Consider the following 17269-nt stretch of genomic DNA (forward strand, 5'->3'; position numbering starts at 1 on the left):
ACCGGCGGCCACGGCGGGGCCGGTTGGAGGACCCCCACGGTTCCTGCCCGTAGATTTGCGTGCATGTCCACACCCGTCCCGCCGGTCCTGCCGCGTGCCCGTGCCGTCGTCCAGGCCGCCGGTGGAGTGTTCGACGCCGTCGGGCGCACCGGCTCCACGAACGCCGACCTGCTGGACGTCGCTCCCGGTCGGGCGCACGGCAGCGCCGTGGTCACGCTCGACCAGACGGCGGGGCGCGGGCGGCTCGACCGGTCGTGGAGCGCGCCGACCGGGCAGACGCTCGCGGTGAGCCTGCTCGTCCGCGCCGACCTGGCCGACCGCGACCGCGGGTGGCTGCCCCTGGTCGCCGGCGCCGCGATGCGCGACGCGGTGTCCGCCGTGCTGGGCGACGTCGACGCGGCGACCAGGGCCTCCCGTCCGGCCGCCGACGCCGACGACGCGACGCCCGCGCCGGAGCCGCGTGTCCTGGTGAAGTGGCCGAACGACGTGCTCGTCGACGGACGCAAGGTGTGCGGCATCCTCTGCCAGGTCGCCGCCGACGGCAGCGTCGTCGTCGGCGCCGGCGTGAACCTGACGATCCCGGAGGACGCCCTGCCGACGCCCACCGCGACGTCGTTGGCGGTCGCCGGTGCGACCGGTGACGCCGACGGCCTGGCGGACGCGGTGCTGTCCGCCTGGACGACGGCCGTCCTGGAGGCGGTCCGTGCGCTGGTGGACGGGGGTGCGGCCGCCGGAGCCGTCCGGTCACTCGTCCGCGCAGCGTGCGGCACGATCGGTCGCCGGGTCCGTCTGGAACTGCCCGACGGCACCGTCGACGAGGTCGACGCCACCGGCATCGACGACGACGGTCGCATCACGATCCGGGATCGGGACGGCCGAACCAGGGGCGTCGCGGTGGGGGACCTCACCCACCTGCGCTATGCATGACGGCATGACCGCCGAGCCGCCGCCCGAACGCGTGGTCGCGCGGCTGCGGCCGCACGCGCGCCGACTCGTCCGTCCGGCCGTCTTCGTCGTGGTCGTCGCACTGGCAGGGGGCTTCGGCTTCGGCGTGTTCCGCGCACAGCTCGCGTGGCTGAACGCGGTCGTCGCCGGACTGACGGTCCTGCTCGTCGTGCTCGGCGGCCTCGTCCCGCTGCTGCGGTGGATGTCCGAGCGGTACGTGGTGACGACCCGGCGGCTCGTGGTGGTCCGTGGTCTCGGCACCCGGACCCGTCGCGAGCTCCTGCACTCCCGCGGGTACGACGTCACGGTGCGGCGCCGCGGCCTGCAGGGGGTGTGGCGGTCCGGTGACGTGCTCGTCTTCCCCGGCGAGGACACGCCCGTGGTGCTCGCCGACGTCCCGCACGCCGACCTCGTGGTGGCCGTGCTGCACGACCTGGTCGAGGCGCACGAGGCCCGCCGACGGCACCGCGAGCCGGACTGGGACGAGATCGTCGGGGGACCCTCGCGACCCGCCTGGGGCGACCCCGGTCGGTGAGGTGCCGAGCGCCCGGAGTGGGAGTCTTCCTCGTTACCCGGTAGCGTCGTCCCGTGCGTATCTCCGTCATCGGCTGCGGGTACCTCGGTGCCGTGCACGCCGCTTCCATGGCCAAGCTCGGACACGAGGTCGTCGCGGTCGACGTCGACCCGACCAAGATCGAGCGTCTCGCCGCCGGCGAGGCCCCCTTCTTCGAGCCCGGGCTGCCCGAGATCCTGACCGAGGCCCTGGCGTCCGGTCGCATCCGCTTCACCACCGACATGGCCGAGGTCGCCGGGTCCGCCGTGCACTTCCTCGCGGTCGGCACCCCGCAGGGTCCCACCGGTGCCGCGGACATGCGGTACGTCGACGCCGCGGTCGCCTCGCTCACGCCGCACCTGTCGGCCGGTGCGTTCGTCGTGGGCAAGTCGACCGTCCCGGTCGGCACCGCCGCGCGTCTGGCCGCCGAGGTCGAGGCGGCGGTCCCCGGTGCGACCCTGGTGTGGAACCCGGAGTTCCTGCGCGAGGGCTTCGCCGTGCAGGACACCATCTCGCCCGACCGCTTCGTCTACGGCGTCCCGGAGGGCGAGGCCGGCGAGCGTGCCGTCGCGGCCCTCGACGAGGTGTACGCGCAGGCGCTCGCCGCGGGGACGCCCCGCCTCGTGGTGAACCTGCCCACGGCGGAGCTCGTGAAGATCAGCGCGAACGCGTTCCTCGCGACGAAGATCTCGTTCATCAACTCGATGGCCGAGATCGCCGAGGTCGCCGGCGCCGACGTCACGGCGCTCGCCGACGCGATCGGGCACGACGACCGGATCGGTCGGAAGTTCCTCAACGCCGGTCTCGGCTTCGGCGGCGGCTGCCTGCCGAAGGACATCCGCGCGTTCCAGGCCCGCGCCGACGAGCTGGGCGTGGGGGAGTCCCTCGCCTTCCTGGCCGACGTGGACGCCACCAACCTCCGTCGACGCGCGCACGCGGTCGACCTCGCCACGGAGATGCTCGGTGGGACGGTCACCGGGAAGCGCGTCGCCGTGCTGGGCCTGGCCTTCAAGCCGAACTCGGACGACGTACGCGACTCCCCGGCGCTCGACATCGCGGCACGCCTGCACGAGCTCGGCGCGTCGGTGGCGGCGTACGACCCGGAGGCGATCGAGACCGCCCGTCGGCTGCACCCGGAGCTCGAGTACGTCGGATCGCCGACCGAGGCGGTCACCGGCGCGGACATCGTGCTCGTGCTGACCGAGTGGTCGGTGTTCCGTGCGCTCGACGCGGCCGAGGTCGCCTCGCTCGTCGCGTCGCCGGTCGTGGTCGACGGGCGCAACTGCCTCGACCGCGAGGCCTGGACCGCCGCCGGCTTCACCTACCGGGGCATGGGCCGCTAGCGGTCCGACCCCGCTGACGACGGGCGGCCGTTCCCCGCACCGGGAGCGGCCGTCGGTCGTTTCCGGACGGGCGGACCCGGCCGGGAGCGTTCAGCCCCGGAGCGGGGTGCGGCGCTCGACGGCCGCGCGGAGGACGTCCCGGTAGCGGGAGCCGATGCGCTCGGTCGCGTACTCGGCCGCAGCGGCGGTCGCTCCGGCCTGGTGGCGCTCCCGGGCGTCGGCGTCCGTGAGCGCTCGCTCGAGGGCGGCGCGCAGCGCGTCGACGTCGCCGGGCTCCACGAGCAGGCCCGAGACGTCGTCGCGGACGACGTCCCGGATGCCGGGGAGGTCGCTGGCCACGATCGCCGCGCCGACCGCCGCCGCCTCGAGGAGCGTCACCGGGAGTCCTTCCTGGTCCCCGTTCGCGGCCGGTACGGACGGCAGGGCCACGACGGTGGCGGACGCCAGGGTGGCGAGCACCTCGCGCTTGCCGCGCTGCCCGAGGAAGGTGACCGGCATCCCCGCGGCCTGTCGTTCGAGGCGCTCGCGCCACGGGCCGTCGCCGACGACGGTCAGCGACCAGTCGACGCCCTCGAGACCGCGGAGTGCCTCGACGAGGTTGCCGAAGCCCTTCTTCTCCACCAGCCGGCCGACGGCCACCACGTGCCCGGGTCGCCGGACGGTGGTCTCCCTGGCCGCGATCGTGGGCGCGAGGTCGACCCCCATCGGGACGACGCTCGACCGCGCCGGGTCGACACCCCACTCCGTCAGGCGGGCCCGCATCTCGTCGTTGACGGTGGTGACGTGCGCCGAACGCCCGAACACCCAGCGCTTCAGCCGGACCAGCGGCGCGGCGCGGAGCGCGTAGACGTCGCCGCCGTGCGTCGTGACGACGAGGGGCACCCCGGGTGCCGCCAGTGCCGCGACGAGCCCCTGGGGGATCGCCCAGTGCGCGTGGATCACGTCGGGACGTGCGGCGCGGACGGCCCGACGCACCGCGAGGAACTGTGCCGCGAGGAGTGCCGGGACCTGGAGCAGACGCTTCCGGTCGGCCTTGAGGTTGTCCAGGATCGCGCCGTCGGCCAGGTCCTCGAAGCGCCGCGGGAAGTAGGCGAACCGACGCACCCGGACGCCGTCGATCGTCTCCGAGCGGGCGGCGCCGGCGACCCGCGGTGTCAGCACCGCGGTGTCGAACTCGACCGCCTCCTGGCGAGCCAGGTCCAGCACGAAGGCGGGGACGCCGTCGTCCGGGTGGGCGGGGAAGGTGGACGCGAGCACGAGCAGGCGGGGCCGGGCAGACCCGGCGGTGCGGGTCATGCGTCCGACGGCCGGAGCGTGCCCGCCTCGAGCTCGCGGACGAGTTCGTCCGGCGACGAGAGGTCCATCTGTCGCGTGTTGACGTAGAGCAGCCGGTCGAACTGCCGCAGCAGCGTGACGAGGACCCGGTGCTCCCGCTCGAGCATCGGAGCCAGCCGCGGGTCGCGCTCCAGGATCGACGCCAGGCTGTCGTTGAGGTCCGCCGACGCGGCGATGCCGTCGGCGAGCTCGTCGACGTTCTCGTCGGTGATCCGGACGGACTCGACACCGGGTCCGGTCTTCCGCAGGAAGCCGATCGCCGTGTACGGCACCGAGTCCGCGAACACCTCGCCCGGGTAGAGCTCGTCCGCGTGGATCCGGGTCGAGATGAGGAACTCGCGGCGCAGGAGGCGTTCGAGGAACCACCGGATGACGTTCTTCGTGTAGACCGCCGACGAGTACTTCAACGGCACCTTCGCGCCGACGAGGTTCTGCACGTTGTACGTGAAGATGTGGAGCGGGCGCGGGTACGGGTGCACCACACCGCGGCGCAGGTCGACGAACTGCAGGTCGTCCCCGAGGAGCTTGTACCCGGCGGCCATCAGGGACATGCTGAGCGTCGTCTTGCCGGTCCCGCCGTACGCGGGGAGCAGGAACCCCTTCGTGTCGGACGCGACACCGCCGGCGTGCATGAGCAGGACGTCGCGCTCGAGGAGCTTCGCGTAGATGATCGGCTCGAGGACCTGGGCCTGCAGGTAGACGCCGATGGCGTTCATGTAGACCCGGTCGAGCCAGTGGCTGCGGAACCAGATCGTCACGTGGTCGGTGTCCAGGCCCCGGATGACGTACGAGAACCTGAAGAGCCCCTTGAAGCGCTCGGTGCCACGGACGTCACCGGGCTCACGGCTCGGTGCGCGGTCGGCGATGCGGACGTCCACCGTGAGCGGTGCGGCGGGGGCGTCGGCACTCGGCCGGGCGATGCGCGCGTACTCGTTGTCGAAGTAGCGTCGCCATCCCCGGTGCTCGGTCTGGAGGTTGACGTCGAGAATGCCGTAGAAGCTGTAGGTGGTGGCCATCCCGCTGGATGTTACTGCAGGGCCCTGCCCCGGACGAACCGGACCCCGAGAGCACGTCACCTAGACTGGGGCGTCATCGTGGAGGGTGTTGTGGAACAGACAGGTGCAGGACGGCGCGCTCGGGCGAAGCGGATCCTGACGCGGGCCGTGCCGATCGTCTTCTACGTCGCCCTCGCCGTCTTCGTGTTCCTCTACGTCCGGAGCGTGGACTGGGCGCAGCTGGCCGGCGTCGAGTGGAACTGGTGGTGGGTCGCACTCGCGACGGCCATCAGCCTCGGTTTCCGGTACTGGGGCGTCGGCATCTGGTTCTTCCTCCTCCGCAGGCTCGGCGCCCGCGACCTGCGTGGCAGCGGTACGACGCTCACGTTCGTGTACGCGAAGTCGTGGATGGGGCGGTACATCCCGGGCGCAGCGACCTGGATCGTCGGCAAGGTCTACTTCGCCTCGCGGCACGGCGTGTCGAAGGCGCGTCTGGGTGTCAGTGGACTGCTCGAGGGTGCGTTGCAGATCGCGGCGACCCTGGCGCTCGCCCTGGTCCTCCTGCTGGTCGACCCCAGGACGCACTCCCTCGACGTCTGGCTCGTGGTCCTCATGGTGGTGGCGTTCGTGGGGTGCGTCGTCTGCCTCGTCCCGCGGGTGTTCTTCGGGTTGATCCAGCTCGCACTGCGGATCCTCCGACGCCGACCGCTCGACGACGACGTCAGGCCGGCGCTCGGTACGGTGGTGGTCGGCGCCGGGCTGTACGTCCTCGGCGCCGTGATCTCCGGGACCGCCTACTACTTCATCGCACTCGCGGTGTACCCGGCGCTGCGGGTCCAGGACGCCGCGTTCGTGATCGGCGCGGCGAGCATGGCGTCCGCGATCAGCATGCTCGCCGTCTTCGCTCCTGGCGGACTCGGCGTCCGCGAGGGCGTCCAGGGGCTCCTGCTCGCGATCGTGATGCCGGGCCCGGTCGCCCTGGTCGTCGTCGTCGTCACACGCATCTGGAGCCTCGCGGTGGACGCGCTGTTCCTGCTGACCGCAGCGATCCCGACCTGGTTCGGCTCCGGCCGACGGAAGGTCGTCACCGTGGGTCCCGACGCGGAGACACCCGAACAGGTCTGACGGACCGGCACGGCACCGCACGGCACCCGGGCGACAGGGCGGGCCGGACCGGCGGTCGGGTCACACGTCGGCCCCGCGGGTCGCGTGGGGCCGATCGGCGGGTCAGGTCGTGGCACCGCCGACGTCGGGGGACGACGCGGCGAGGTACCTCTGCCGGCTGATCGCGAGGACGGTCACGACGACGCCGACCGCGACGCACGCGACGACGATGCCGACGACGACGGGCGGCACCGGCGCGAAGGTGCGGAAGCGCTCGGACCCGGCCGCCGTCGGCAGGAGCTCGGCCGCGTTCCAGAACCAGTTGCCGACGACCACGAGCCCGTACGCACCGACAGCGGGGAGGCCGACCGCGAGACCGGTGACGAGGGCGCGCCCGTGGACCCGCCGTGCGAGCCGTCGCCACGCGACCGCGCTCAGGGCGACGAGGCAGAGCAGTGCGGGGAAGTAGTACCGTCCCTGCGTCGCTGCGACCTCGGTCGTCGTGAGGTACCCGCGGGCGCTCGTCGCCGTCTGCACGACCACGAGGAGCGCGGGGAACACCGCGAGGACGACGGCCGGACGTCGGAGCGGACCCGCTCGGAAGGCGAAGAGCGCGACGACCGCCACGGTGACGACCGTGAGGAGCGCGGTCAGGAGGTCACCGATGCTCACCTGGGCACGCATGCCGGGGCTGCCCCAGAACGTCCTGGTGAGCGTCCCCCAGCTGACGTCGAGGAAGTGGAGGACGGACGGCCCCTCGCCGGGCGGGAAGTCCTGCGGCCCCCGGATCGCGGAGTAGCCGTTCGGCTGGACCCGACCGTAGGCCACGAGGTTGTGCAGCCACCACCAGGACCCGAGCGCCGCGCAGATCACGAGCGGTACCGCGGCGCGGACCACACGCGTCCGGAGCGTGGCAGCGCCGGCTCCTCCGATGAACGCGGCGAGTCCGACGAAGGGCACCGCGGGCAGACCGGTGCCCTTCGTCCAGACCAGCAGGCTGAGCACGAGGCCGAGCGACACGAGCGTCCGCAAGCGCACGTCCCCGGTGAGGACCCGTGTCACGATCCAGACCACGACCCCGGAGAGCAGCAGGACCGGCGCGTCGTTGGACACGGAGGATGCGATGGACGCGAGCTGTGGCGTGGCGAAGAGTGCCAGAGCGCCCACCAGCCCGGCCCGGGGAGACCGTGTCAACCGTCGGACGGTGGCCCAGGCCAGCACCGCGAGCGGCGCGACGACTGCGGCGTCGACCAGGCGCAGCACGAGGAGGGCCTGGTCCCAGCGCAGGTCGCCGTAGTCCACCGCACGCAGGACGAGCGCGTACGCCGCGTAGGCCGTGGGCGGGTGCTGGGTCATCTGGTTGACGGTCCCCGAGGCCCCGGGCGCTCCCGCCAACAGCTCGGAGAAGGTCGACCGTTCGTCGTGCGGGACTCCGTCCTGCTGTGCCACCGCGGCCTGCACGGCGTTCAGCACACGCAGGTCTCCGGGATCGACCCACGGTTCGCCCAGTGCGAGGTGCACGGCGGCGTCGACGTGCGCGGTCTCGTCCGGGGCCTGGAAGGCGGGGACCACCATCGCCCAGACGCCGAGCCAGAGTGCGAAGGCGGTCGTGACGACCGCCACCGCGACCAGCTCGCGGCGGGACACGGGCGGGACGGCCCCGTCGGTCACTGCTCGGCGTTCCGTTCCGGTCGACACCGGTCGATCCTACGGGGCGGTGCGTCAGCCCTGGTACGGACGGCCCACCTCGGGAGCACCGGGGACCACCGGCGCGTCCTCACGGTCCTGCGCCTCGGCTCCGCGACGGTCGGCGCTCTCGCGCTCGACCCGGTCCGGGTGGTAGACCCAGACCTTGTACAGCCAGAACCGGAACGCCGTCCCGAGTGCCAGGCCGATGACGTTGCCGGAGATGTTGTCCGCGAGGGCGGACGTGAAGTGCAGCACGTAGTGCGACACGGCGAGGCAGCCGAGTGAGATGACCATGCCGCCGAGGGACACGACGACGAACTCGAGCCCTTCCTTCGCCGCGACGGAACGACGCTGGTGACGGAAGGTCCAGTACCGGTTGCCGACCCAGTTGACGAGGATCGCGACCACCGTCGAGACCACCTTCGCCCAGAACGGGCCGGAGTGGACCTCGTCGGGGGAGAGGACCGTCGCCCGCAGCAGGTTGAACACCGAGAAGTCGACGAGGAACCCGAAGGCTCCGACGATGCCGAACCGGGCGAGCTGGGCGATGAGGCGCCGCACGTGGCCTCCAGGATTCCGTAGTCTTGCGGATGCCGGTGGGAACGCCGGCGCCGGGCGGATCGACGATCGGCCTCGCAGGATTGTAGTCGAGTGGACCCTGGCGTGAGCCTGGGGTCGTGGAGGGTTTGAGCATGGTGTTGCGGGTCGGGGTCGTCGGTGGCGGACAACTTGCGCGCATGATGGTGCCCGCGGCGATCGAGCTGGGCCTCGACATCCGGGTCCTCGCTGAGGGACCGGGCATGTCCGCTGCGATCGCGGCGTCAGCGGAGGGCGACTACCACGACGCCGCCACCGTCCTGGCGTTCGCGCGGGACGTCGACGTCGTCACCTTCGACCACGAGCACGTGCCGCAGGAGGTGCTCCGTCGCCTCGTGGACGCCGGGGTGGCCGTCCACCCCGGACCTGCTGCGCTCGGTGTCGCCCAGGACAAGATCACGATGCGCACCCGGCTGTCCGAGCTCGGGTTGCCCGTCCCCGACTGGGCTGCGGTCCGCGACCAGACCGAGCTGGCCCGGTTCCTGGCCGCCCACGGCGGACGTGCGGTCGTGAAGACGGCGCGTGGTGGCTACGACGGCAAGGGCGTCCGGGTCGTGCGGGACGCGGGGGAGGCCGACGACTGGTTCACGGCGCTGGCCGAGACGGGCACCGACGAGGCACTGCTGGTGGAGGAGCTCGTGCCGTTCACGCGTGAACTCGCGCAGTCCGTGGCGCGACGCCCCTCCGGGGAGGTCGTCGCGTGGCCGCTCGTCGAGACGGTGCAGCGCGACGGCGTGTGCGCCGAGGTCATCGCTCCCGCTCCGCGGTCCGCCGGGCGGCTCGCGGACGCAGCGGAGAGCACCGCCGTCCGCATCGCCGAGGAGCTCGACGTGACCGGGGTCCTGGCCGTGGAGCTGTTCCAGACCGACGATGAGCGGATCCTCATCAACGAGCTGGCCATGCGCCCGCACAACACGGGGCACTGGACCATCGACGGCGCCACGACGAGCCAGTTCGAACAGCACCTCCGCGCGGTCCTCGACCTGCCGCTCGGTGCCACCGGCGCCCTCGCCCCGGTGTCCGTCATGGTCAACGTGCTCGGCGGTCCGCTCGACGGGGACCTGGCGGCCCGGTACCCCGCCGCGTTGGACGCGTTCCCCGAGGCGAAGTACCACTTCTACGGCAAGGCGCCCCGACCGGGACGGAAGATCGGTCACGTCACGGTGACCGGCGAGGACGTCGACGACGTGGTCTACCGCGCACGCGCAGCAGCCGCGCACTTCGACGACTGACCCGCTGGACGGACCGCAGCGGGTGCACGTTCGGCCGTGCCCTCGACCCCGGGCGGAAGGCCCCGCGGGCTAGGCTCGACGCGTGACCGACACCACCGCTCCTGCACCGCTCGTCTCGATCATCATGGGGTCCGATTCGGACTGGCCGACGATGCGCGCTGCTGCCGACGTCCTCACCGAACTCGGGATCACGTTCGAGGCAGACGTCGTCTCCGCACACCGGACGCCGGACAAGATGGCGCGGTTCGCCCGGGGCGCGGCAGAGCGAGGGGTGCGTGTGGTGATCGCCGGTGCCGGCGGCGCGGCACACCTGCCCGGCATGGTGGCGTCGATGACCACCCTGCCCGTCATCGGCGTCCCCGTGCAGCTGGCGCGGTTGGACGGGCTGGACTCCCTGCTGTCCATCGTGCAGATGCCGGCCGGCATCCCGGTCGCGACGATGGCGATCAACGGCGCTGCCAACGCCGGGCTCTTCGCTGCGCGGATCCTCGGGAGCTCGGACGCCGACGTCGCGCAGCGGCTCGCCGAGCACGCCGGTGCGCTCGAGGAGATGGTGGAACGGAAGGCCGCGGCGCTCCGCGCCCAGCTCTGACGGCCTCGTCGTCGCTGTCGACGTCGCGTCGGCCCGCGGGAGCGCCGGGGAGGCCGCCCCGACTCAGGCGGCCGCGGTCCCGGTCCGCGCGTCGACCGTGACGGAGCGTTCGGCGCCTCCGACGGTGACGACCGCGTTCCAGACGGGCGCCGTGTCGGACCCCTCCAGGACGACGGACCGGAGCGTGCTGCCGGGCACCGCGGCGGTCGCCGACGCCGCCGCCGCAGCTGCGTCGACCTCGGCTGCGGCGGACCGGGCTGCGTCGGCCGCTGCCGTCGCCGCGTCCACGTCGCGGGGGAACGGGCCGGAGGTCACACGGCCCAGGGTCGCGGAGACCACCGACTGGGTCCGGGAGCCGTCGGGGCCCGCGACCACGACGGTCCACTCGTCACCTGACCCGGCGAGCGAGACGACCGTTCCTCCGCCGGCTGCGGCGACGCCCTGGGCCGAGACCGCGGCGAAGTCGACGGAGTCCGGCTGCTCCACGCCGCTGCCGTTGCCCGTACCGGGTCCGGTGCCGTCGTCCACGCCGCCGGACGGGCCGGGGGACGGGACGTCCGACGGTGAGGATCCGGAGGACGGGGGAACGGTCGTCGGTGCGCTCCCGGTCGGTGCCGGAGTGGCCGAGCGGCTCGGGGACGCCGAGGCCGTCCGCTCGGGCCCGTCGCCACCGGAGCACCCTGCGAGCACGACGGCGGCGGTGACGGCGAGGACGACGGAGGCGGCGGTGACGGGGAGTCGACGGGACATGCGATCGATCCTCGCAGGTCACACGCGGAGCCGACGCGGCGACACGGGCGCCGCAGCGCATCGAGGTCGGGTGCGCGGACCGGTCGTCCGGGTCGGGGACCCTCGGATCAGAGGTCGGCGTGCAGCCGGATCAGAGGTCGGCGTGCAGCTGCCAGGTCTCGAGGGCCGAGTCGCGCCAGTCGAACATCCGTGCCCGGTCGAGTCCGGCCACGGCCAACTGCGCCGCGAGGTTCTCGTCGGAGACGACCTGGAACACGGCCTGCGCGAGCCGGGTCGGGTACGAGTCGAGCGGTTCCCGGGCGACCGTGACGCCGGCGTCCGCCGCGACCTCGCGGACCGCTGCGTCGTCGGAGTGGACGACCGGGGTCCCGAGACTCATCGCCTCGATGACCGGCAGTCCGAAGCCCTCGGCGAGGCTCGGGAACACGAAGACGGATGCCCGGTCGTAGACCGTCGCCAGGTCGGCGTCGTCGATGCGCCCGAGCACCCGGACGGCCTCGGGAGGGAGTCCGGCTCGTTCGGCGGTCTCGTGGACGTCGACGTCGCCCCAGCCGTCCGGCCCGGCGACGACCAGTGGCACGTCCGACGGTGCCTCAGGGTGTGCCATCGCGGCGATGAGGTGCTGCAGGCCCTTCCGCGGCTCGAGGGTCCCGACCGCCAGCACGTACCGCTCGGGGAGGCCGAGTCGCTCGGCCCGCAGGTCGGCGTCGACGGGGACGCGGAGCTTGCTGCTCGGCGCGCCGCCGATCACGCGGAGCCGGTCGCCGAAGCGGTGGATCCCGTTCAGCTCCTCGGCCACGGCGTGGGTCGGCACGACGACCGCGTCCGCGTACCGGAAGGCGCGACGCACCATCGCCTTGTGGAAGTGGACACCGCGCGGGGTCAGGGTCTCCGGATGGGTCCAGGGAACCGTGTCGTGGACCGTCACGACGGTCTGGGTGCCCGGGTCGCGGAGCGGGTCGTGGCGGACCAGCGGGGCCAGGACACTCGGGGCGTGGACCATGCCGTGGGCGGCGGTGCGCGCGAGGCCGAGCTGCCACGCCACGGACAGCTCGCGACGCGGCAGTGCGGTCCGGGAGAGGTCGACGCCCGGCAGCAGGGCACGGAGTCGGTCGAGCTCGGACGCGGCGGTGGCGGAGACGATCCCCTCGACGTCACACCCGTCCGGTGCCGTCTCGACGAGCCCGCGCGTCAGCTCTTCGGCGTACCGGCCGATCCCGCCCGGCACCGGTGCGACGACCTGGTCGACGATCACGCGCAGAGTCGTCATGGAGCCCTTCTTCGGATCGCGGTCGGACAGCGCGGCAGACACTACCAGGGTCGTCCTGCACGCCCGCGGGGGCGGCTCCGGGGGCTAGGCTTGTCCGGTCGTCGACGAAGGGGAGCCTTGACAACCGTGACGCACGCCGCCCTCCGGCGGATCGGTGACCCTCGACGACTGGTCGCGGTGCTCGAGCACCGATGGACGATGCCCACGACGATCGTGGTCTTCCTGGTGATCGGGGCGTTCCTCTCGGTGGCGGTGCACATGCCGGTGGTCGACGGGATGGGGAACGTCCCGTACGCCGGTACGATCGCGCCGGACGAAGGTCGGCACATCGCCAACATCCTCTTCTACGCAGGGCGCAGCTGGACCGCCGGTCCGATCATCACGGACGCCGCCCCGCAGCTGCTGACGATGGGGGAGATCGAGCGGTTCCCGAGCTACGTCTACTACTACCTGATGAGCTTCCCGGTGAAGCCGCTCGTCAACCTCGAGGCGCCCTACACGGTGATCGTGGTCATGCTCCGAGCGGTGAACGTGGTCCTCGGGGCGCTCGGTCTCGTGGTGCTCCGACGCCTGTTCCGGGTCATGGGCTTCTCGACGTCGATCGCCGTGTTCGCCGTCATCGTCGTCGCCCTGACGGGGCGGTACGAGTGGCAGAGCGCCGGGGTCTCCTACGACACCCCGGCCAACACCCTGTACTTCCTGATGCTGTACTGGTGCGCCCGCATGATCCGTTCGTCGTCGGGACACTGGGGGAACCTCGTGCGCGCCGTCGCGTTCGGCCTCGCGGCGATCGTCGTGAAGTACACGTTCGTCCCGTTCGTCGGCGTCGCGCTGGTCGTCGCGCTCGTGCTCGTGGTCCAGCGCGACGGCTTCCAGGCCTTCGCGCACCCGGTGCGCCGGACCGTGGCCGCGTTCCGCGGGCACCCGGTGACGTCGACGCTCTGGACGGTGTCCGTGCTGGGCGTGTCAGCGGTGATGGTCGAACGGACGGGCGGGAACCTGCTGCGCTACGGGCAGTTCAACCCGTCGTGCGTCCGGGTGCACACCCACCAGGAGTGCCTCGCGTTCGACATCTACCGACGCAACTTCGTCGCCGAGCGCGCGCACGACGTCGCGATCCTGCACGACGCACCGCCGGCAGCGTTCGACCTGTTCGGGTTCATCGGTGACTGGATGAGTGCGTACTTCCAGACCATGTTCTTCTACCGCGGCCGCACCACCGAGTGGCAGATCACGACCTGGGTGCAGGTCCTGGGCGCGGTCGTCCTCATCGTGGCCCTCGTCGCGACGCTCCTCGCCGTGCGCATCCTCGTCCGCACGCGTTCCTTCGTCTGGGGGACCGTCGTCGCAGCCACCTACGTCGCCGCCACGTTCTTCTTCAACCTGCGGACCTTCCTGCGCCTCGACAACCAGTACGCCTTCGCCGGACGGTACGTCCTACCGGTCTACCCGCTGCTCGTGGTGTTCGCGATCGTGTCGCTCCTGGCCCTCTGGCGGACGCTGCCCGAGGGCTGGCGCCGTGCGCTCGTCGTCCCGGTGGCCGTCGTCGCGGTGCTCGTCGTGGCGACCTACGCCGGACCGTTCGCCTTCGCCGCCTACGCGCAGGACCCCGGCTGGTACACGCCGCTCGCGCAACGGGTCCTGCCGCACTTCCTGACGGGGGTCCGATGAGCGACGACACGACCGACGACCGGACGGCCGCCGACCGGACGGCCGCCGACCGGACGACCGCGGCCCGGACGGCCGCCGACCAGACGACCCCGGAGCGCGTTGCCGGGACCGGCGCCGCGGGTGCTGCGACCCCCTGGTACCGCCGTCGTCGGTGGTCCGTCGGCACCGCCGTGCTCGTCCTGGCGCTGGTGTCGGTGGGGTACGAGTACGTCTCGACCGGCCCGGCACCGACCACGATCCGTGAGTGCACGATCGTGCGCGGGGCGTCGGTCTCGTCGCACGCCGAGTGCGCCGGGCAGGACCTCGCCGGTGCCGACCTGTCCGGGCTCGACCTGCGGCTGGCAGACCTGCACGGAGCGGACCTCCGCGGTGCCGACCTCAGCAGCACGATCCTCTACGGCGCCGACCTCACGGGGACGGACCTGCGGGGGACCGACCTGTCGCAGTCCGACCTGACACAGGCCGACCTCACCGGGGCGTCGCTGGACGGTACGGACTTCACGGATGCCGGCATCTCCGGCATGGTGGTCGAGGGGACGGTCCTCGCGGCGTCGCAGTACTCCCGGTGGGTCGACGACGACGAGCCCGTCCGGGTCACGCTCGAGGCGGGTACACAGCCGGGGATCACCGAGAACAGCTGCCAGGACTTCCAGGGCCTGTACTACCCGGGGCAGAACGTGGTGCAGTGTCGGCTGTCGACGGACGCCCAGTACGACGGCACGTTGTCCTACGGCCGGATCGTCGAGGTGAAGCGTCAGCCGATCGTCTCCGTCCCCTCCGAGGTGCGACTCCAGGTCGGTCGACGGGCATCCGTGCAGCTCCGCGCCGAGAGCCCGTTCCCCTCGGTCTTCACGTCGTTCTCGGGGTCGTTGCCGCCCGGCATGCGCTGGGACGCCGACACACAGCAGATCGTCGGGACCCCCACCGAGCGCGCGATCGGCACGCGCACACTCGAGTTCGTCGCGGACAACGGGCGGCAGGTGCGCACGAGCATGACCTTCACGGTCACCGAGTGAGTCCACCGGTCGGCGGCACACGACCGCCGGCCGCGGATGCGGGAGCTCCGCACACGACCGCCGGCCGCGGATGCGGGAGCGCCGACCGGGCTCGCAGGTGGGCCGACCGGGGTCGCGGGAGCACCACCAGTACGGTCGGGTGACGGCCCCGCTGCCGCGTCGTCGGCGACGCCCCCCCGCTGCCGCGTCGTCGGGAACGAGGGGCAGCGGGGAGGTCCGCCGGACGGTTCCGCACCGATCAGCGGACGCCCGGGCACGGACGCGCGGCCCCGGCGGACCGCTCGTCCGCGCTCAGGGCTGGTCGAGGACGCCGGCGGCGACCGCCGCGTCCAGCGCCTGACGCCAGTCCCGCATCGGGGGGATGCCGGCCGCCGCCCAGCCGTCGTGTCCGAGGACGCTGTACGCGGGGCGCGGTGCGGGCCGGACGAAGGCGGAGCTGTCCGTCGGGAGGACCCGCTCCGGGTCGAGCCCGACAGCGCTGAAGATCGCGCGGGTGAAGTCGAACCAGGACGCCTGCCCGGCGTTGGTGCCGTGGTACGTGCCCGCGGGGGCGTCGGCGTCGAGCAGCGCCACGACCTGCCGTGCGAGGTCGCCGGTCCAGGTCGGCTGCCCCACCTGGTCGGTCACCACGCTCACCGTGTCGTGGGAGCCCGCGAGCCGGACCATGGTCTTGGCGAAGTTGGGGCCGTGGGCGCCGTAGAGCCAGGCGGTCCGCACGATGTACGACGCGTCCGGGAGGATCGCGCGGACGGCGTCCTCCCCGGCGGCCTTCGTGCGTCCGTAGACACCGAGCGGACGAGTCGGACCGTCCTCGGCGTACGGCGCGGTCCCGGTACCGTCGAAGACGTAGTCGGTCGACACCTGGACGAGCCGCGCACCGCTCGCCGCGGCTGCGGTGGCGAGTGTCTCCGCCCCCCGGGCGTTGACGGCGGTGGCCGCCTCCTCGTGGGACTCGGCGTCGTCGACCTTCGTGTACGCGGCGGCGTTGATCACGACGTCGTGTCCCGCGACCGCCGCGGACACGGCGGACTGGTCGGTGACGTCGAGGTCGGCGCGGGACAGGGCGGTCACGTCACGCCCGGCCAGGGCCAGCTGCAGGTCCTGACCGAGCATGCCGGCGGCGCCGGTGACGAGGTAGCGGGTCATGCGAGGGCCGCGCGCTCCTTGAGGGGCTCCCACCACGCACGGTTGTCCCGGTACCACTGCACGACGTCGGCGAGTCCCTGCTCGAAGGGCACCTGCGGCTCGTAGCCGAGCTCGGCCTGGATCTTCGAGATGTCGACCGAGTAGCGCAGGTCGTGACCGAGGCGGTCCTGCACGTGCTCGACGGACGACCAGTCCTTGCCGGTCGCGTCGAGGAGGAGCTGGGTGAGCTCCTTGTTCGTCAGCTCGGTGCCGCCGCCGATGTTGTAGATCTCGCCCCCGCGTCCCCCGACGAGGACCATCGCGATGCCGCGGGTGTGGTCGTCGACGTGCAGCCAGTCGCGGACGTTGTTGCCCTCGCCGTACAGCGGGACGCTCTTGCCGTCGATGAGGTTCGTCACGAAGAGCGGGATGACCTTCTCGGGGAAGTGGTACGGCCCGTAGTTGTTCGAGCACCGCGTGATCGAGAGGTTCAGCCCGTGGGTGCGGTGGTAGCTGCGGGCGAGCAGGTCGCTGCCCGCCTTCGACGCCGAGTACGGCGAGTTCGGCTCGAGCGGACGGTCCTCGTCCCACGAGCCCTCGCTGATCGAGCCGTACACCTCGTCCGTGGAGACGTGGACGAACCGCTCGGTGCCGTGGCGCAGTGCTGCGTCGAGCAGACGCTGCGTGCCGACGACGTTGGTCTCGACGAAGATCCCGGAGTCACGGACGGAGCGGTCGACGTGCGACTCGGCGGCGAAGTGCACGATCGCGTCGACCGAGGGGACGACCTCGTCGAGCTTCGCGGCGTCGCGGATGTCTCCCTGCACGAACGTGTAGCGCGGCGAGTCCGCGACGGGAGCGAGGTTCTCGAGGTTCCCCGAGTACGTCAGGGCGTCGTACACGACGACCTCCGAGCCCTCCAGCCCGGGGTACGCGTCCTCCAGGGTCCGACGGACGAAGTTCGAGCCGATGAAGCCGGCCCCTCCGGTGACGAGGATCTTCACGCTTGGTTTCCTTTGCAAGGCCGATGTGTGCCGGTCACGGGGCCGACG

General features: G+C 72.4%; 16 protein-coding genes. 8 read left to right on the forward strand and 8 right to left on the reverse strand.

The annotated features are described in order from the left end of the window. The first annotated feature begins 63 nt into the window (after positions 1 to 63). From M3666_RS14050 to M3666_RS14060, 3 genes are read left to right on the forward strand one after another with little or no spacing between them, the layout of a single operon-like run. Complete coding sequence (locus M3666_RS14050) at positions 64 to 927, forward strand: biotin--[acetyl-CoA-carboxylase] ligase (protein ID WP_251155540.1); 864 nt, start codon at positions 64 to 66, stop codon at positions 925 to 927. Positions 928 to 931: 4 nt separating this feature from the next. Next, on the forward strand, positions 932 to 1480 hold the full coding sequence (locus tag M3666_RS14055; RefSeq protein ID WP_251155541.1) for a PH domain-containing protein: 549 nt from the start codon (positions 932 to 934) through the stop codon (positions 1478 to 1480). Between the two features lie 53 nt (positions 1481 to 1533). Beyond that, the gene (locus M3666_RS14060) at positions 1534 to 2841 is read left to right on the forward strand and encodes a UDP-glucose/GDP-mannose dehydrogenase family protein (RefSeq protein ID WP_251155542.1); all 1308 of its coding nucleotides are present in this window, start codon (positions 1534 to 1536) and stop codon (positions 2839 to 2841) included. 90 nt (positions 2842 to 2931) lie between these two features. On the opposite strand, the gene M3666_RS14065 is transcribed toward M3666_RS14060, so the two are convergent. Together M3666_RS14065 and M3666_RS14070 are read right to left on the reverse strand one after the other, a co-directional pair. After that, positions 2932 to 4137, reverse strand: a complete 1206-nt coding sequence (locus M3666_RS14065; protein ID WP_251155543.1) for a glycosyltransferase — start codon at positions 4135 to 4137, stop codon at positions 2932 to 2934. Next, complete coding sequence (locus M3666_RS14070) at positions 4134 to 5192, reverse strand: hypothetical protein (RefSeq protein WP_209685159.1); 1059 nt, start codon at positions 5190 to 5192, stop codon at positions 4134 to 4136. Before M3666_RS14070 ends, M3666_RS14065 begins: the two co-directional genes overlap by 4 nt. A gap of 147 nt (positions 5193 to 5339) precedes the next feature. Between M3666_RS14070 and M3666_RS14075 the strand changes: the two genes are divergently transcribed. Next, positions 5340 to 6296 (forward strand): lysylphosphatidylglycerol synthase domain-containing protein, encoded by a 957-nt coding sequence (locus tag M3666_RS14075; protein ID WP_209685161.1) that lies wholly within the window; start codon positions 5340 to 5342, stop codon positions 6294 to 6296. A gap of 102 nt (positions 6297 to 6398) precedes the next feature. Here the strand turns inward: M3666_RS14075 and M3666_RS14080 are convergent, their stop codons facing one another. Beyond that, the gene (locus M3666_RS14080) at positions 6399 to 7973 is read right to left on the reverse strand and encodes a DUF2142 domain-containing protein (RefSeq protein WP_251155544.1); all 1575 of its coding nucleotides are present in this window, start codon (positions 7971 to 7973) and stop codon (positions 6399 to 6401) included. Positions 7974 to 7997: 24 nt separating this feature from the next. Next, entirely contained in the window at positions 7998 to 8525 is a 528-nt protein-coding gene (locus M3666_RS14085) for a GtrA family protein (RefSeq protein WP_209685165.1), read from the reverse strand. A gap of 131 nt (positions 8526 to 8656) precedes the next feature. Here M3666_RS14085 and M3666_RS14090 point away from each other — a divergent pair, with 131 nt between their 5' ends. Together M3666_RS14090 and purE are read left to right on the forward strand one after the other, a co-directional pair. Then, positions 8657 to 9793, forward strand: a complete 1137-nt coding sequence (locus tag M3666_RS14090; RefSeq protein WP_251155545.1) for a 5-(carboxyamino)imidazole ribonucleotide synthase — start codon at positions 8657 to 8659, stop codon at positions 9791 to 9793. 124 nt (positions 9794 to 9917) lie between these two features. Then, positions 9918 to 10385, forward strand: a complete 468-nt coding sequence (purE, locus tag M3666_RS14095) for a 5-(carboxyamino)imidazole ribonucleotide mutase (protein WP_209685282.1) — start codon at positions 9918 to 9920, stop codon at positions 10383 to 10385. Between the two features lie 63 nt (positions 10386 to 10448). Here purE and M3666_RS14100 read toward each other — a convergent pair whose 3' ends face one another. Together M3666_RS14100 and M3666_RS14105 are read right to left on the reverse strand one after the other, a co-directional pair. After that, on the reverse strand, positions 10449 to 11135 hold the full coding sequence (locus M3666_RS14100; protein ID WP_251155547.1) for a hypothetical protein: 687 nt from the start codon (positions 11133 to 11135) through the stop codon (positions 10449 to 10451). A gap of 130 nt (positions 11136 to 11265) precedes the next feature. After that, complete coding sequence (locus M3666_RS14105; protein WP_251155548.1) at positions 11266 to 12405, reverse strand: glycosyltransferase family 1 protein; 1140 nt, start codon at positions 12403 to 12405, stop codon at positions 11266 to 11268. Positions 12406 to 12531: 126 nt separating this feature from the next. Between M3666_RS14105 and M3666_RS14110 the strand changes: the two genes are divergently transcribed. Continuing rightward, positions 12532 to 14076 (forward strand): hypothetical protein, encoded by a 1545-nt coding sequence (locus tag M3666_RS14110; RefSeq protein ID WP_251155549.1) that lies wholly within the window; start codon positions 12532 to 12534, stop codon positions 14074 to 14076. Then, the gene (locus M3666_RS14115; RefSeq protein ID WP_251155550.1) at positions 14073 to 15092 is read left to right on the forward strand and encodes a pentapeptide repeat-containing protein; all 1020 of its coding nucleotides are present in this window, start codon (positions 14073 to 14075) and stop codon (positions 15090 to 15092) included. The genes M3666_RS14110 and M3666_RS14115 overlap by 4 nt, the downstream gene beginning before the upstream one ends. Positions 15093 to 15383: 291 nt before the next feature. Here the strand turns inward: M3666_RS14115 and rfbD are convergent, their stop codons facing one another. Together rfbD and rfbB are read right to left on the reverse strand one after the other, a co-directional pair. After that, complete coding sequence (gene rfbD, locus M3666_RS14120) at positions 15384 to 16238, reverse strand: dTDP-4-dehydrorhamnose reductase (RefSeq protein ID WP_251155551.1); 855 nt, start codon at positions 16236 to 16238, stop codon at positions 15384 to 15386. Then, complete coding sequence (gene rfbB / locus M3666_RS14125; RefSeq protein ID WP_251155552.1) at positions 16235 to 17221, reverse strand: dTDP-glucose 4,6-dehydratase; 987 nt, start codon at positions 17219 to 17221, stop codon at positions 16235 to 16237. Before rfbB ends, rfbD begins: the two co-directional genes overlap by 4 nt. Positions 17222 to 17269 lie beyond the last annotated feature (48 nt).

It is taken from the genome of Curtobacterium sp. ODYSSEY 48 V2, assembly GCF_023712625.1.
In the GTDB taxonomy this organism is placed as follows: Bacteria; Actinomycetota; Actinomycetes; order Actinomycetales; family Microbacteriaceae; genus Curtobacterium.